The sequence below is a fragment of the Microbacterium sp. XT11 genome (assembly GCF_001513675.1).
Lineage (GTDB): Bacteria > Actinomycetota > Actinomycetes > Actinomycetales > Microbacteriaceae > Microbacterium.
Genome location: NZ_CP013859.1, coordinates 1,391,464 through 1,408,621 on the forward strand (window position 1 = coordinate 1,391,464; position 17,158 = coordinate 1,408,621).

The following is a 17,158-nucleotide window of genomic DNA, read 5'->3' on the forward strand; positions in this document are numbered from 1 at the left end:
CAGGCTCCGTCAGCCGTGCCGTCGGGGAGCCGCCGGCAGCCACCACCGGAAAGGCCACCTGATGGGCACGCAGTCCGCAGCATCCACGCACGCTCCCTGGCGCACCGCCGTCGCCGCCGTACTCGGCGCAGCCCTCGTCCTCGGCGCAGCGCTGGTCGCGCCCGGCGCGGCATCCGCCGACGTCCCCGCGACGAAGGCGCCGTATCTGCAGCGCACCGACGACGTCGTGACGGCCGATGCGCTGCCGACCGTGCAGATCGACTCGGGCTACGTCTGGGCGCAGACCACGATCGGCAACAGGGTCTATGCCGCCGGGAGCTTCTCGAACGCACGGTCGGCCCTGGCCGAGCCCGGCACGAACCTGACGCCGCGCAGCAACATCCTCGCCTACGACATCACGACCGGCGCACTGCTGCCCTTCGCCCCCTCGGTGAACGGCGTGATCAAGGCCATCGCCGCCTCGCCCGACGGCACACGGGTGTACATCGGCGGCTCGTTCACGCAGGTAAACGGGTCGGCGCGCTGGGGCTTCGCAGCGCTCGATGCGCAGACGGGCCAGTTGGTTCCGGGGTTCTCGCCCGCGATCGGCGGTTCCGGCGTCTACGGCATCGCCGTGCTCGGAGACTCCGTCTACGTCGGCGGCAGCTTCACGCAGGCGAACGGTGTCACACGCAAGAACCTCGCCGCCTTCGCGGCCTCGAACGGCGCGCTGCGGGCCTGGGCGCCCGTCACCGACCAGCAGGTCGACGCCCTCGTCGCCGACCCGGACGGCACGCAGATCATCGCGGCCGGGCGGTTCTCGTCGGTCAACGGCCTCACCTCTCAGCGGGGGCTGTCGGCGATCGACCCGGTCTCGGGCGTCGTGAACACGGCCTGGCAGGCGAACGGCACGGTCAAGAACGGTGCCCCCAACGGCAAGGCGGGCATCTTCGCGCTCTCGACAGACGACACCGGCGTCTACGGCACCGGATGGGTGTTCGCCGACGTCGCGACGGGCAACCTCGAGGGCGTGTTCGCGGCGGATGCCGGCACGGGAGCGATCCGCTGGGTGTCCGACTGCCACGGCGACCATTACGGCGTGTACTCGAACGGCTCGGTGGTGTACTCGACCAGCCACACCCACCAGTGCGACACCGTGAACCTGTGGCCGGAGCAGTCCACGAGACAGTACCGCTACGTGGAGGCGTACACCACGACGGCCGAGGGCACGCTGAGCCGTTCGCCGTCCGTCGGCAGCATCTACCAGGACTGGAGCGGCACGCCCTCTCCCTCGGCGTACTCGTGGTTCCCCGACTTCACGGTCGGCACCGCATCGGGCCTCGGCCAGGCGGGGCTGACGATCACCGGTGCCGGCGACTACATCTCGGTGGCCGGCGAGTTCACGAGCGTGAACGGGCAGCGCTACCAGGGCATCGTGCGCTTCTCGACCACTCCGAGCACCGGCGCGAAGCAGGGACCACGCCTGTCGTCGGGAGCCTGGGCCGCGCCGACCGCCGCGACCGCGTCGCCGGGGCGCATCCGCGTCTCGATCCCCGCGAACTGGGATCGTGACGACCGCGATCTCACCTACCAGCTGCTGCGCACGGGCACGAGCGGAGCGGTCGACCAGAAGGTCGTCGCCTCGGGGTGGTGGAACACGCCGCAGGTATCGCTGAGCGACACCACGGTGACCCCCGGCTCGACCTACACCTATACCGTGCGTGCCGTCGACGGCGACGGCAACGCCGTGACCAGTCAGCCGGTCACCGCCACGGCATCCACCGGCGTCTCGTCCGACTACGCCGACGCCGTGCTCGACGACGGAGCCCAGCTCTACTACCCGCTCGGCACCACGACGTCGAACTGGGCAGGAGGAGCCTCCCCGCAGCTCGGAAGCGGCGTGAGCGTCGCCACGCCGGGCGCGGTCGAGGGCACGACGGGAACCTCGGCCTCGCGGCTCGACGGCACCACTTCGGGGCTCATCTCGTCCGGATCGTCCACGAACGGCCCGAACGAGTTCACGGCCGAGGTGTGGTTCAAGACGAACACGACCAGCGGCGGCAAGATCTTCGGCTTCGGAAACAAGCAGACCGACTTCTCCGACAGCTACGACCGTCACCTGTACATGCAGAACAACGGCCGCCTCACCTTCGGCGTCTATCCGGGCGGGGTGCGCACGATCACCTCCAGCGCGTCGTACAACGACAACGCGTGGCACCATGTTGCCGCTTCCCTCGGCTCCGACGGCATGAAGCTGTACGTCGACGGAGCGCTGGTCGCGCAGGACGCATCGGTCACCGATGCGCAGGGCTACGGCGGATACTGGCGCGTCGGCGGCGACAACATGAACGGTTGGCCGAACGCCCCCGCGAGGTGGGAGTTCCAGGGCACGGTCGACGAGTTCGCGGTGTACCCCTCGGCGCTGACCGCGGCCCAGGTCGCGAACCACTTCGCGGTCGGTGCGGGCGTCGAGGCGCCCCAGGCCGCGTTCACGGCCACGCCGAGCGACCTCACCGTCGCGTTCGACGCCACGGCCAGCACCGCGGACGCCGGTCAGAGCATCACCTCCTACCAGTGGGACTTCGGCGACGGTGCCACGGGAACGGGGGCCACCCCGACGCACGCCTACGCCGCGACCGGCTCGTACGACGTGACCCTGAAGGTCACCGACAGCCGCGGCCTGGTCGGCACCGTCACGAAGGAGGTCGCGGTCACGGGACCCAACGTCCTGCCCACCGCGGCGTTCACCGCGACGGCATCCGGCCTGACCGTCTCGGTGAACGGATCGGGATCGTCCGACCCCGACGGCACGGTCGCCTCGTACTCGTGGGACTGGGGCGACGGCTCGGCCGCCGGCAGCGGTGCCACGGCGACGCACACCTACAGCGCTCCCGGCACGTACCGTGTGACCCTCACCGTGACCGACGACCGCGGCGGTCAGGGCACCGCCTCGCGCGACATCTCGGCGACGCACGCCGCGCCGGTCGCGGCGTTCACGGTCTCGGCATCCGCCCTCGTCGCGAGCGTCGACGCCAGCGCGTCCAGCGCATCGGATGCCGCGACCCTGGGCTACTCGTGGAACTGGGGAGACGGCACAGCGCCGGGGACGGGGAAGACCGCCACCCACGCCTATGCGGCGGATGGCGAGTACACCATCACCCTCACCGTGACCGACAGCGTCGGCGCCAGCGCACAGACCACGCGCACACTCGCCGTCGCCGATCAGCAGTTCGCGATCCGCGACGACTTCGAACGCACCGCGACGTCGGGTTGGGGATCGGCCGAGACAGGCGGTGCGTACACGGTGACGTCGGGGTCGTCGTCGGTGGCGTCGGTGGGCGGAGGGCGCGGTCTGCTCACGCTCGCGGCCGGCCAGACGCGCACCATCGCGCTCGCGTCGACATCGCTGTCCGACACGCTGACCACCCTGACGTACTCGTCCGACCAGGCGCCCTCCACGGGCAGCTCCTACATCGGGGTGAGCGCGCGCAAGTCGGCCACGGCCGAGTACCTCGTGCGCGTGTGGATGCGCAACGACGGAAAGCTGTGGCTCGTGATCCAGCAGGGCGGCACGGTGCTCACCTCGAAGGCCCTCGCGACGACGTGGGCGGCCGGCGACGTGTTCCGGCTCTCCGTGCAGGTGACGGGATCGTCGCCGACCACGATCCAGGCGAAGACCTGGAAGGACGGCACACCGGAGCCCGCGGACTGGCAGCTCACGACCACCGATTCGACTCCGGGCCTGCAGGGCGCCGGCTGGGCGGGCGTGCACGCGAACCGCGGCGGAAGCTCCACCTCGACGGCGGAGTTCGCGTTCGACGCACTGCGGGTGACCGATCTGACGGCCGCCGAGCCCGAGCCCGTGAACCAGGCGCCCGTCGCCTCCTTCACGAGCTCCGTGTCCGACAAGACGGTGAGCGTGGACGCGTCGGCCTCGAGCGATGCCGACGGCACGATCGCTTCGTACTCGTGGAACTGGGGCGACGGCTCGCCGGCGGGGGCCGGCGCCACGGCCTCGCACACCTACGCGGCCGCGGGCACGTACACGGTGACGCTCACGGTCACCGACGATGACGGCGCCACGGCGACGGCGACGGGGCAGGTCACGATCGCCGCCGACCCGGTCAACCCGGCCGATCCGGGCACCATCGCCAGCGACGACTTCGGGCGCACGGTCACCGGGGGCTGGGGCGCGGCGGACATCGGCGGCGCATGGACGCTGTCGGGCGGTGCAGCGTCCGCGGCATCGGTCGCCGATGGCGCCGGGGTGCTCACCCTGGCCGCCGGCAGCACCCGCAACATGGTGCTCGGCGACGTGTCCGCCCAGAACGTCACCGTCTCCGCGGACTTCTCCGTCGACACGGCCCCGGCGACGGGCTCGGTGTACGCCGGCGTGATCGCCAGGTCCGGCGCGGCGGGGAACTACCTGGTGCGGTCGTGGTTGAACGCCAACGGCACCGTGTGGATCGTGATCCAGCGCGGATCGACGGTGCTCTCCGCCACGCAGCTGCCCGGGGTGAGCTGGGGTGCGGGCGACGTCTTCACCCTCAAGGCGGATGTCTCGGGCGGAGCATCCACGACGATCTCGGCGAAGCTGTGGGCGCACGGCACGGCGGAGCCTGCGGCGTGGCAGAGCACGGCCGTCGACGCGAGCGCGATCGACGCCACCGGCTCCGTCGGTGTGCACGCGAACCGTGTGAGTTCTGCGACGGGAGCGTCGACGGTGCGGATCGACAGCGTCCGCGTCGTCGACAACGGGTGATTCCCGTCGGGGTGCCATAGGCTCGTGCTGATGTCTGACGCGCGGAATCGGCGAGCCCCATGAACGCGAGCACCCTCCTGCTCGCGGGCATCGCCGCGGGTGTCGGCGTGATCGGCGTGCTGCTCTCGCGCGCGAGCCCGCGCCTGACCTTCGTGCTGTGGGCCCTCGTGCTGTTCTTCGTGCCCGTGTGGCTCGGGGTGACCGTCGGCTTCTTCTGGTCGGCGATCACGCTGCTCACCCTCGTCGCCGTGGTGACGAGCATCTCGGACATCCGCCTGAACGGCATCGACCTGATCATGGCGGTGTTCGCCCTGATGGCGGCCGTGCTGTTCGCGCTGAAGGCGGCCACGCTCGCGGCCACGGTGATCGCACTGCTCGAGTGGGTGCTGCCCTACGTGTGGGGCCGGCTGGTGCTCGCGCGACTGAACCGCTCGTTCGTGACGCGGGTGCTCGCGGCGGTCGCCGTCGCGGCCGCCGTGTTCGGGCTCGTCGAGTTCGCCACGGGGACGAACGTGTTCGTGATGCTGCCGTCGATGAGCGGCGATCTGTACGCCACGTGGGGGACTCTCCAAGTGCGCGCCGACCGGCTGCGCGTCGAGGGGGCGTGGGGCCACTCGATCGCGCTGGGCGCGGGGCTGGCGATGTCGTCGGCGTTCGTCGTCGCCGCGCGGTGGCCCGTCGCGGTGCGCCTCATCGCCCTCGGACTGCTGGCCGGTGCGACCGTGACGACGATCAGCCGCATCGGCATGCTCACCCTCGTCTTCACCGTGGTGCTGGCTGTGCTCCTCCTGCCCGGTCTCGACCGGGCCATGCGCTGGTCGGTCGCGGCGTTGACCGTGCTCGGTGCCCTCGTCGTGATCCCGTTCGTCGGGACGATCTTCTCCGAAGCGGGCGACGAGGCGGGGGGCAGCGCCGACTACCGCACCGGACTGTTCTCGCTCGTGTCCCAGGTGCAGGTGTTCGGCGGCGCCGGCGACTGGACGGGACGCACGGTCGGCGGCGAGTATCTGGGCGCCTACGCGAAGTCGATCGACAACGCGTTCCTCGTCTTCGCGCTGCGGTTCGGATGGATCCCGTCGCTGCTGCTCCTGGCGGCGCTCGTCGCGGTGGGACTGTCGATCCTCCGGCCGGGCAAGGCCTCGCCCCCGGCGATCGCCGTCGCCGCGCAGTTGCCGGCGATCTTCGCCGTGGCGCTCATCACGCAGGCCGGCTCCTACCTCTGGTTCCTCGTCGGTCTCGCCGTCGCCTGGTGGCAGAGCGACGACGGCGACGATCAGGAGGCGCGGCCCTCCCTGGTGAGCATGAGCCGCACGAATGCCGACAGCGTCTTCGCGTCGCGGCGGTAGGCGGGCACGACCAGGGCACAGGCCGAGACGGCGAGCCCGGCGACCAGGCCAGCGGCCAGCTGCAGCCAGGAGCTCGTGCCCGCGACGATCAGTCCTGCGCCCCACGCCGCGAGGCCGGCCGCGAGGGAGACCGCGATGATGCGGCAGGCGCCCTGGTAGAGCTGCCGACGCGGCATCGGCGTGATGCGCGACAGCCAGGACAGCGAGATCGGCCACGCGAGAGCGGGATGCACCGCGAAGGCGACGGCCACGCCGAGGATGCCGAAGAACGAGCCGATCACGATGCACACGACCTTCAGGAGCGCCGTCACGATCGTGTAGCGCAGCAGCTCTGCGCCGAGGCCGCGGGCGAGGTACACCCAGTACCCGACGAACGAGACGGTGGTGAGGATGCCGGCGATGGCGAACATGCGCAGCATCGGGGCGGCCTCCGCCCAGCGGCTTCCCAGCATGATGTCGACCACGGGCTCGGCGAGCCCGGCGACGATCGCGACCGGGATGCCGAAGAGGAACCCGAGGGCGAGCTGCGCGGCCGTGACGTAGTTCTCGAAGCGCGGCTGATCCTGCTGCACCCTCGACAGCACGGGAAGGGCGACCGACTGCAGCGGAGAGCGCACCTGTGCCAGAGGCGTCATGATGAGCTGGAACGCCCGGTTGTAGAGGCCGAGCGGCACGGTTCCGAACCGGAAGCTGATCAGCACGGTGTCGATCTGCCGCGACGCGTAGCCGATGAGGTTGGTCGCGACGAGCGTCCACCCGAAGTTCACCATCTGCGCCACGGGGTGCGACCGCGAATAGAGACGGGGAACCCAGCGCCCCGCGATGACGACCCCCGCCAGCACGACGATCGACGTCACGAGCTGCTGCACCACGAGCGCCCAGTAACCGGCGCCGGCGATGGCCACGGCGATCGCCACGGCGAGGGCGATCGCCGACGACGCCACGTCGATCACGGCGAGCGGGCGCAGCTTGAGATCGCGCATGAGGTTGGCGCGGTGCTGGGTCGCCAGCCCGTTGAGCAGGAACGACAGCGACAGCCACTGGGAGATGCCGACGAGCTCCGGCTTGCCCGTGACGGCGCCGATGGCCCACGAGAGCGAGAACATCACGGCCGTGAGCACGACGCCCATGCCCGCGTTGATCCAGAACAGGTTGTCTCTCTGGCCCGCCGACAGCTCCGGCGCCTGGATGGACGCCGAGGTCAGCCCGAAGTCGCGGAAGATCTCCCCGAGGCCGACGACGACGAGCACGATCGCGAGCAGTCCGTAATCGTGGGGGGAGAGGATGCGCGCGAGGATCACCACGGAGAGCAGCTGCAGGACGATCCGCGCGGCCTGCGCGGCGAGGGTGAAGTACGCGCCCCGTGCCGCCGAGTGCGCGAGCGAGGAGACCATCAGCTCTGTCTCGCCGCGCGCACGCGCCGGAAGGTGCCGCGCATGACGCGCACGGCCTCGCGGGGACGAGACACGGTGAGCCGGATGAGCCCGAAGCCCCGGTAGCGTGGCGGACGCCTGCCTGCCAGACGCGACCCCAGCAGGCGCGCGAAGAGGAACCGGCGCCGTGCGGTCTGCAGCGGCTGCGCGTCGCGCAGGTGACGTCCGTTGAGCGCGCGCACGGCGATGACGCCGGCGTCGACGGCGGCGAGGATCGTCTCGCGACCGCGTGCGGTGCGGGCGATGAGCGCGCTGATGCCGTCGCCCTCGGCGAACGTGGGATAGCCGCGCTCGTCGGTCTCCCAGGAGTCCGCGCAGACGATGTCGGCAGCCTGGCCGACCCCGTCTGGGCAGATCTTGCAGCGCCACTGGGTCGTGGGCCCGAGCACACGCCCCCACGACTCGTCGTAGTCGGCCGACACCTCGGTGTCTCCGCTGCGGGCCGTGAAGCGACCCGGCCAGCCGTTGCCGCGATACCGCAGGGCGTCGACGGGGCGGTCGGGTGCGATGCCGAGCTCGTCGAGCAGGCTGTCGGTGGCCTTCTGGCTCGGCGTGCCCGCGCAGAAGAACGACAGCAGCAGCGGCGCCTCGCCGTCGACGACGTCGGGCGCGGCGGCGCGCAGCGCGGCGATTTCGCACGGCTTGCCCGCCACCGCGCTGTCGCTGCGGAACGCGTCGGGGTTCTCGAGGGCGCCGACGGGCGCATAGCGGCTGCCCGCCGCCGCGAGTGCCTGATCCCGGGTCGTGATCGTCACCGGCACGGTGCGCCGCGGAGCGGTGCGCTCGGCCGCGGCGCCCGTGATCCGGGCCGCGCGACCGGTCTCGAGCAGCCAGGCGTGCAGCGCCGTCAGGGCACCGCCGCTGCTTCCGGCCTTGCGGACGTCCTCATCCGTCGCCCACGCCTGCCACAGACCCACGTTCGGGCCGAGAAGCGCGTCGTGCTCGGCATCCGCCGGTGCCTCGGGGGCGGTGATGCGCATACCGGGGCAGCTGCGATCGAAGACGGCGACCGCATCATCGACGGGGGCGGATTCGCCGTCGAGCACGGGGCGCAGGTACCCGCGGTCGTCGAGCTGCATGCGCACGCCCGGATCGAGCCGGGGGCACAGCCCGCAGCCGGAGCAGGCGTCGCGGGAGACGACGTCGGCGATCCGCTCCTGCAGGGTGGTCACAGCGAGGTCCTCAGCCCGGCGACCAGCGGTTCCAGAAGTGCGCGTCCCCTGTCTCGGGCCTTCTCGGCCTGCTCGCGCAGCGCCGGCGCTGCGGCGTGGGCGAGAACGGCATCCGCCCATTCGCCCTGCTCGGTGATCGAGACGACGTGATCCCAGCCCACCGCCTCCATGAGCGGGGCGAACTTGCGCGAGTACGCCATGGCCACCGCGGGCGTGCCCGTCGACAGGGCGTTCAGGCATGCGTGCATCCGGGCCCCGATGACGAGCTCGCCGGCCGCGATGATCGACCGGGCGTCCTCGAGATCGGCGGGGACGACCAGGTCGACCCTGCCGTCGTACTCGGCGGCGAGATCCCGGCTCACCGGCACGTCGTTGTCGTGGCTCTGCGAATCGAGCACGTGGGGGAACAGCGTGACCGTGCGCCCGCCGGCGAGCAGCTCGTCGATGATCCGGCGGATGCTGGCGCGGTACCGCTCCGCGTCGACGTGCGGGTTGTCGTTCCACAGCAGACCGGAGACGTTCAGCAGCACGTCGCGCTTCTCGGCAGCCGGCGTCGGCTGGTCGATCCCGAACACGAGGTCGCTCGTGACCGCGGCGACGGGGCGACCCAGCTCGGCGGACGCGGATGCGCTCACGACGTCGCGCGCGAACACGAGCCTGCTGCGGCGCAGGTTGCGCCGCGCGAGCACGCGCCCGCGCCTGGTGCGGAACGGGCCGATCGTCTGCGGGGCCATGACCACCGGCACGCCCGCCTGCTGCGCGAACTCGTGCAGCAGCGACATGGTCGTGTGGCGCGTGAGGCCGTAGATGTCGGCGAAGCTGTCACCGGAGCGCGTGTCCCAGATCAGGTCGAAGCCGCGCAGCCAGCGCTGCATGCCGAGGCGTCCGGTGACCCGCTCGCGCACCAGCGCACGAGGACTCCACGGCACCTCCGGCTGGCGCCGGCCGTAGTTGAGATGTGTGAACTCGGCGTCCGGCCAAACGGTCCGCACCAGGTCCTCGGAGCCCCGCGCCAGAGCGCGCACCCCGAGATTGACGCTGGAATCGTTCGCCCATGCGATGAGAACGCGCACGTAAACCCCCTCGACTCCGACGTGCCCCGTTCACGGTCGAGCCGCTGCCCTTCAGACGCGGTCGTGGCGACCGCACATCTCCCCAGATGAGTGCCGCGCGCGTCGTACGAGGATACGGCGAGGCCCTGTCATCTTAGCACCGCTCTCGTCGCTTCCCCAGGTATCGATGCGGCCGTCGGCTAGCATGTGAGAGCGCCGCTTCGACGGCGACGCCGTCGAGGGGAGGCGGTGATGTCGGCATCGAGGGGGCAGGGATGAAGGCTGACGCGACGGGGTGGAGCCTCGGCAGTGCGTGGGCGGCGATCCGCAAGTTCTGGTACGTGATCATCGGAATGGCGGTGATCGGCGGTGCCGTGGCGTACGGCATCTCGTCCACCACGACGCCGCAGTTCCAATCGACGGCCACGCTGTACTTCGCGATGAACCAGGGCACGACCGGCACCGACCTCAACCAGGGATCCACCTACACGCAGTCGCAGATGCTCTCGTTCGCGCAGCTGGCCACCTCGTCGCGCGTGCTGGCGCCGGTGATCGACGACCTGGGCCTCGACTCCACGCCCAAGGAGCTCACGCGCAACATCGCCATCACGATCCCGCAGGACACCACGATCCTCAGCGTCGAGGTCACCTCGACCAGCGCGAAGCGGGCGGCCGAGATCGCGAACGCCATCTCGGAGGAGCTCTCCGGCGCCGTCGAGGAGATCGTCGCCAAGAGCGTCGACCAGAAGCCCACGATCGTTCCCTCCGTCATCGACGAGGCCGTCGTGCCGCAGTTCCAGTCGCTGCCCAACAAGAGCAGAGACGGCGCCCTCGGCGGCGTGCTTGGGCTCGTGCTCGGCATCCTCGTCGCGTTCATCGCGACGATCGCCGACACCAAGGTGCGCAACGAGGCCGCATTGGCCAGGGTCACCGACCTGCCGTACCTCGGGTCGATCACGCGCACGAAACGGGGCACGGATGCCGGCCTGATCACCGTGCGCGAACCCCGCAGCCACATCGCCGAGGACTTCCGCCGGGTGCAGTCGGCACTGGCGTTCGCCAACGTCGACGGCGAGTCCCGGCGGCTGCTGATCACCTCCGCGTCGCCGGCCGAGGGCAAGTCCACGTTCTCGGCGAACCTCGCGGTCACGCTCGCCGACCTGGGAGAGCGCACGCTGCTCATCGACGCCGATCTGCGCCGTCCGCGCGCGGGCGAGATCTTCGGCCTCGACTCCTCGGTCGGCCTCACCTCCGTCGTGCTCGGCTCTGTCGACTTGTCCGAGGCCGTGGTGCCGTGGCGAGCGTCGGGGCCGAACCTGCTGCTGTCGGGCGAGGTGCCTCCCAACTCGGCGTCCGTCCTCACCTCGCACGCCTTCGCCGACGTGCTCGACGAGGCAGGCGAGGGCAACGACGTGGTCGTGATCGACTCGCCGCCCGTGCTGACGGTCGCCGACACCAACCTGCTGGCGCCGCTGGCCGACGGCGTCGTGATCGTCGTCGACGCGTCCAAGACGAGCCGGCCGCAGCTGGCAGCCACGATCCGCACCCTCGAGGGCGCCGGTGCGTCGATCATCGGCATCGTGCTGAACAAGGTGCGGCTCGCTCGCGGTCGCACGACCTATTACACCGAGGAGAAGTCGGGGTCGGCCTGATACCCTGATCTGCGGAGTGGGGGCTCGCCGTTCGACGGCGGGTGACTCTTGTTGTGCAACGAAAAGGCCTCCTCTGTGACCTCGACGACTCCCTCCCCTGCCTCGCGCCCCTCTCCGGTTCGCGGCATCTTCGCCTTCCTCGCCACGCTCTTCGCCGTGGCGGCCCTGCTCACTGCCGCATCGCGCGCAGACGCTGCCGCCTCTGACTCTCCCTTCCTCTCCGACACCATGGATCGGTCCGTGGCATCCGGGTGGGGAACGGCTCCTGGCGGCGGGGCGTACACCACCTCGTCGACCGCGATCGCGACGGTCGCCGACGGGGCTGCCACTCTCGGAGCCCCGGGTGCCGGCCGGACCGCGATGGTCCGTTGGAACGCGGCGACCGCGACCGACACCAGCCTCGTGACGCAGGCGTCCGTTCCCGACGAGCTGTCGGAGAAGAGCGGCGTCTATCTCAGCACGCACGTGCGCGACACCGGCGACCGTTCCTACGCGGCCCGCCTGCGCACGCTGGGCGACGGCCGCACCGAGCTCTCGATCGTCGTGTTCTCGGGCTACAAGGCGACAGAGCTCGCCGGCCGCACCGTCGTGCTCGGCGACGCGGTGCGATCGGGTTTCCAGGTCGAGATCCTCGCGGTCGGCTCCGCTCCCGTCGAGCTGCGCGCTCGTGCCTGGGCTGCGGGCGAGGAAGCGCCCGGCTGGCAGGTCACCGCGACCGATTCCTCTCCCTCGCGCATCACCGCGGCCGGCGGCCTGGCCTGGAGCGAGTACGCGTCTTTGGGCGGCGACGTCGCACCGGTGCACATCGACGGCGTGACCGCGAGCCGCGTGGCCGCGAACCACGCGGGCGCACAGCCCGGCACCGAAGAGCAGCCGGCGGGCGAGACTCCGGACGAGCCCGGCGCCGAGGCCCCGTCCGATGCAGCCTGCGACAGTGCGGATGCCGTGTGCGACCTGTTCACGCGCTCGCAGAAGAGCGCTTGGGGCGAGGCCGACAGGGGCGGTGCGTGGCGCGCCTCGGCATCCGCCGTGCTCAGCGTCGACGGAGAGTCCGGACTCATCGCGAGTCCCGCGGCGGGCCGCGTGGCGACCGCGACCCTCGGCGCGACGCTCCCCGCCGACACGACGACGACGGCCGAGGTCACGGTGCCGGCGCTGCCCCGCGGGGGGTCGGGCCTGTACCTCAGCCTCGCGAACCGCATCGTCGGCGACTCGTCCTATGCCGCGCGCCTGCGGGTGCAGTCCGACGGCACGGCAGAGCTGCATCTGCTCCGCCTGACGAACCTCGCCACCACCGAGACGGTGTACTCGGCGAAGCGGCTCCCCGAGAAGGTCGAGGCCGGCGACTCGCTGCGCGTGGTCTTCCAGGCATCCGGCACGGGCGCGGTCTCGCTCTCTGCGAAGGCGTGGCCCGTGGGATCCACCGAACCTGCCGGGTGGACCGTGGCGGCCACCGACTCCACGGCCTCGCGCATCTCGAGCGCGGGACGCGCCGGCATCGTGTTGTACTCGGCGCGAGGCGGTGACACCCCGGCGGTCGCGATCGACGCGTTCTCGGTCCGTGCCGCCGAGGCGGGCGCCGAGCCCGCTCAGCCCGGAGAGCAGCCGCAGCCTCCGGCTCCGGCACCCGACGGGACGTTCCCGCGGGGGGACGCGGGCGCCGGCGCGCCCGGATCCTCGTCGTATGCGGTGCCGGCCACGGCCGTGCACGTCGCGCGCGGCGGCTCGGATGTCAACGACGGGTCGGCGGCGCGACCGCTGGCGACCATCACCGCGGCGCTTCGCAAGGTGCCGAGCGGCGGCACCATCGTCGTGCACGAGGGCTCCTACCACGAAGAGGTCATCGTGCCTCCGCAGAAGCGCGTGACCATCCAGCCCGCCCCGGGCGAGGAGGTGTGGCTCCCCCGCGCGCAGCCCGTGTCGGGCTGGCGCGCCGAATCGGGCGTCTGGGTCAAGGACGGATGGACGCTGAAACTCGACGCGAGCCCGACCTACACCAAGGGCGCTGCGGACGGGACGTCGGCTGGGTGGCAGTTCGTCAACCCGGAGCATCCGATGGCCGCGCACCCCGACCAGGTCTGGGTCGGCGGTGCGCAGCTGAAGGAGGTGGCGTCGAGGTCGCTGGTGAAGGCGGGAACCTTCTTCGTCGACAAGAGCCGCTCGCAGCTCGTCATCGGCTCCGACCCCACCGGCAAGGCCGTCGAGGCGAGCACCCTCACCCAGGCCGTGTCGATCCGTTCGGCCGGGTCCGTGCTGCAGGGGATCGGTGTGCGGCGGTACGCGACGAGCGTGCCGCAGATGGGCACGGTCGTCGTGGCCGCGGCCGACGTGACGGTCTCCGACGTCACCATCCGCGACAACTCGACGACGGGTCTGTACACGTGGTCGCCGCGCACCACCTTCGACCGTGTCTCGGTGATCGGCAACGGTCTGCTGGGTGCGGGCGCTTCGACCGCCGACGGCCTGCGCGTGCATCGGATGCTGTCCGTGGGCAACAACTCCGAGCAGTTCAACCGCGCACCGGTGTCCGGGGCGCTCAAGATCGGCCGCTCGCGCGACATCGAGGTGACCGACAGTGCCTTCCTCGACAACCTCGGCCAGGGGCCGTGGTTCGACGAATCCGTGTACGACATCGTGTTCACGGGCAACGACGTCGTGGGCAACACCGGTCACGGCGTCGTCTTCGAGCTCTCGGAGAAGGCGCTGATCGCCGACAACGTCGTCTCCCACAACGCCCTGAACGGCGTCTACATCATCAACACGGGGAACGCGCAGATCTGGAACAACACCGCGGTCGGCAATCAGCGCAACATCGCGATCACGCAGGACAAGCGCCGCGCGTCGGACACGAGCGCCGCCGGACACGACCCCCGGCAGCCGATCCCCGACCCGACGATGCCGTGGATCACCCGCAACACCGTCCTCGTCAACAACGTGGTCGGCGACGCCGGCGGAAACTGCCTGGTCTGCGTCGAGGACTTCTCGAAGGAGTTCACCGGCGCCCAGATGGTGTCACGCAGCGATGGGAACCTGTACTCGCGTCCCGGCCCGACCGCACCGACGTGGTTCGGCGTCTGGTCGCGAGGCGGCGCGGGCAACCCCGCGGTGACGAACGATCTCGACCAGTTCGTCGCCGCCACCGGTCACGACGCGAACTCGGCGCTCGTCGAGGGTCGTTCGGTGGTCGACGACGAGTACCAGGTGATCGAGGAGGCCGTGCCGGCCGGCGTCGCCGTGCGATCCCTGGCCGCGCCCTCGGCGTCGATCGCGCAGGCGGTGCCGCCTGCGGTCGCGGCGGAGTCGCACCTGCCCTCGGGGACGAGGGTGCTCGGCGCGCAGCCGCGCTGAGCCACGGGGGCACGCAGGGGCCGCCGATCCGAGGATCAGCGGCCCCTTTCCCGTTCCCTGTGCGCGCCGGGCGGCGAGCAGAGTCGGCTCGGAGGGATGGGCGGGGCGCGAGCTCAGGCGCCGAGGACCGCCGCGGCGACGGCGTCGCGGTAGACCGCCGGTGCGTGCGCCGCCTGTGCGTCGTCCCGGACGCCGGCGACCGTGGCGACGATGTCGTCCCAGTCGTCGCGGACGCCCACCAGTGCGTCGGCGATCGCCGATGCGTCGTCGGGGCGCACGAGCCGCACGGTCGGTCGCCCGGCGGCTGCCTCACGCAGGCCGCTGGTGTCGCTCGCGATGACGGGCCGCATCGCGAGCACCCCTTCGACGGCGGTGTTGCCAAAGGACTCGTCCGCTCGCGAGGGGACGACGAGCACGTCGGACGCCGCGATGAACGGCCACACGTCGCTCTGGAATCCGGCGAACTCCACGGGGATGCCGGCCGCGGCGGCCTGCTCTCGCAACCGCTGCTCGTACCACTCGTAACCCTCGAACACGGCTCCCACGAGCGTGACGGTCGCCTTCACGCCGCGCTGCGCCAACTGCGACGCGGCCTCGACCACGAGATCGGGTCCCTTCCGCGGAGACAGTCGTCCGACGTAGACCACACGCAGCTCCCCCTCGATCGCCGGGCGCGGGGCCGCGGGAGAATCGGGCGAGCCCACGCCGTTGTGGATCACGACGGTCTTGCGGGCGAGCGCGGGCAGCGCATGAGCGACGGTGTCACGCGTGAAGCGGCTGTTCGTCACCGCGAGGTTCGAGGCGATGTGCGGCAGGTACAGCAGCGTGTTGACGAGGCGGCTGCCCGACGCCTCCGCTTCGTGCACATGGGTCACCGACCGCACGCGCCGCACCCTCGCCACGGCGGGCCACTGCGGGGAGATGATCGTCGACACGTAGACGGCGTCAGGGCGTACGCGACCGAGGAGTCGCCAGGCGGAACCGAGTCCGCGCAGCGCGTCGCGGAAGAGCCGGGGGAGCCCCCGGGGCGTGAGCAGCGTCTTGCGCAGCACGAGCATCGGCACGATCACGACCTCGGCGCCCGCGGCCCGCAGACCCTCGACGAGCGGGCCGGTCGACGGCAGCGCGACGACCACGCGAGCCCCGGTCGATCGCAGGCCGATCACGCTCTCGAGCACCATCCGATCGGAGCCGAACAGCTCGGCGCCGGGGTGCGCCACGAGCACCGTCTTCTCGGTCGCCCTCACCATTCCTCGGCCCGTCGACGCGCCTTCCTCGCGACGCGGTGCACGCTGTGGCCCGTCGCGAGCCGCCGGGCGAGGTCTTCGTAGGCGTCGGTCACGTCTTCCCAGCGGAAGGCGTCCCGCGCCCGCTCCCTGGCCCGGGTACCCGCCTCGCGGGTGGCCTCCGGATCGCGCTCGGCCGCCTCGAACGCGGTCGCGGCGTCGGCGGGCGTGGTGAAGAACCAGCCATCGTCGGCCGTGACCTCGCGGTTGAACGGGACGTCGAACGCGAGCACGGCCGTGCCCGCGCCCATCGCGCGGAGCAGAGACGGGTTGGTGCCGCCCACCGAGTGCCCGTGATCGTAGGTGAGAGCGTGGAAGTAGAGGGCGTCGAGGAGTTCCTGGTCGTAGACCCCGCCCACGAGCCGGATGCGGTCGTCGCCCTGTGCCGCCCGCTGGATGCGCTGCGTGTACTCGCTGCTGTACGGCGCGGAACCCACCACCACGAGCGGAAGGGTGGCGCTGCTGCGCCGGTACCCTTCGACGATCTCGAGCACGTGGTTCTCAGGCTCGAAGCGCGCCACGATCAGGTGATAGCCGCCCGGTGCGAGCGACAGTTCATCGAGGCGCGCGTCGGCGACCGATTCGAGGATCGGAGCGCCGTAGCGGATCAGCTCCGTCGGAACCTGGAACTGATGCGCGTAGTAGTCGGCGATCCCCGGGGCGTCGGCGATGAGCGCGTCACCGGTGCGGACTCCGAACTGCTCGGCCCATCGGTAGTACGCCTTGCCGCGCGGACCCCATTTGGACCGGCGCCACTCGAGGCCGTCCATGTGCAGCGCCGTCGGCACGCGCCGCAGCCGGAAGAAGGGCAGGAACGGTGAGTTGGCGGCGTTGAAGACGAACGCAGCGTCCGGACGGCGGCGGGTCATCAGGTGCAGAGTCGACAGCCCGGTGTGGCTGAGCGTCTCGACCTGCTTCACCGGTACGGCGGGCAGGTGGACGACGCGCATGCCGAGGTACTGCTTCTCGCGGCTCGCTGATCCGCGCGTGTACACGACGACGTCGTGACCGCGCTCGACGAGCCGTCGTCCGACCTCCTCGACCGCAGTCTCGAACCCTCCGTATGCTGCGGGCACCCCCCGCGTCCCCACCATCGCGATGGTGAGGGCGTTCCCCTTGCTCATGCGT

9 protein-coding genes are annotated in these 17,158 nt (G+C 71.2%); 4 read left to right on the forward strand and 5 right to left on the reverse strand.

Translation table 11 applies throughout. The features are described 5' to 3' along the window. Window positions 1-61: 61 nt before the first annotated feature. Together AB663_RS06425 and AB663_RS06430 are read left to right on the forward strand one after the other, a co-directional pair. On the forward strand, window positions 62-4,741 hold the full coding sequence (locus tag AB663_RS06425; RefSeq protein ID WP_067196930.1) for a PKD domain-containing protein: 4,680 nt from the start codon (window positions 62-64) through the stop codon (window positions 4,739-4,741). 59 nt (window positions 4,742-4,800) lie between these two features. After that, window positions 4,801-6,087: a hypothetical protein gene (locus AB663_RS06430; protein WP_067196932.1), complete on the forward strand. Its 1,287-nt coding sequence runs from the start codon at window positions 4,801-4,803 to the stop codon at window positions 6,085-6,087. Here AB663_RS06430 and AB663_RS06435 read toward each other — a convergent pair. From AB663_RS06435 to AB663_RS06445, 3 genes are read right to left on the reverse strand one after another with little or no spacing between them, the layout of a single operon-like run. Next, entirely contained in the window at window positions 6,015-7,481 is a 1,467-nt protein-coding gene (locus AB663_RS06435) for a lipopolysaccharide biosynthesis protein (protein WP_067196935.1), read from the reverse strand. The genes AB663_RS06430 and AB663_RS06435 overlap by 73 nt on opposite strands. Continuing rightward, window positions 7,481-8,692 (reverse strand): Coenzyme F420 hydrogenase/dehydrogenase, beta subunit C-terminal domain, encoded by a 1,212-nt coding sequence (locus AB663_RS06440; RefSeq protein ID WP_067196939.1) that lies wholly within the window; start codon window positions 8,690-8,692, stop codon window positions 7,481-7,483. Before AB663_RS06440 ends, AB663_RS06435 begins: the two co-directional genes overlap by 1 nt. Beyond that, window positions 8,689-9,765 carry a polysaccharide pyruvyl transferase family protein gene (locus tag AB663_RS06445; RefSeq protein WP_067196942.1) on the reverse strand — a complete coding sequence of 359 codons (1,077 nt, stop codon included), beginning with the start codon at window positions 9,763-9,765 and terminating at the stop codon, window positions 8,689-8,691. Before AB663_RS06445 ends, AB663_RS06440 begins: the two co-directional genes overlap by 4 nt. Window positions 9,766-10,019: 254 nt before the next feature. Here AB663_RS06445 and AB663_RS06450 point away from each other — a divergent pair, with 254 nt between their 5' ends. Both AB663_RS06450 and AB663_RS06455 read left to right on the forward strand, forming a co-directional pair. After that, on the forward strand, window positions 10,020-11,396 hold the full coding sequence (locus AB663_RS06450; RefSeq protein WP_067196945.1) for a polysaccharide biosynthesis tyrosine autokinase: 1,377 nt from the start codon (window positions 10,020-10,022) through the stop codon (window positions 11,394-11,396). A 75-nt stretch (window positions 11,397-11,471) separates the two neighbouring features. Continuing rightward, entirely contained in the window at window positions 11,472-14,744 is a 3,273-nt protein-coding gene (locus AB663_RS06455; protein WP_232304656.1) for a right-handed parallel beta-helix repeat-containing protein, read from the forward strand. Between the two features lie 113 nt (window positions 14,745-14,857). On the opposite strand, the gene AB663_RS06460 is transcribed toward AB663_RS06455, so the two are convergent. Both AB663_RS06460 and AB663_RS06465 read right to left on the reverse strand, forming a co-directional pair. Next, window positions 14,858-15,994, reverse strand: a complete 1,137-nt coding sequence (locus AB663_RS06460) for a glycosyltransferase (protein ID WP_067196948.1) — start codon at window positions 15,992-15,994, stop codon at window positions 14,858-14,860. Then, a complete protein-coding gene (locus AB663_RS06465) occupies window positions 15,988-17,154 on the reverse strand; it encodes a DUF1972 domain-containing protein (protein WP_067196950.1) in 1,167 nt (388 codons plus the stop codon). The genes AB663_RS06460 and AB663_RS06465 overlap by 7 nt, the downstream gene beginning before the upstream one ends. Window positions 17,155-17,158 lie beyond the last annotated feature (4 nt).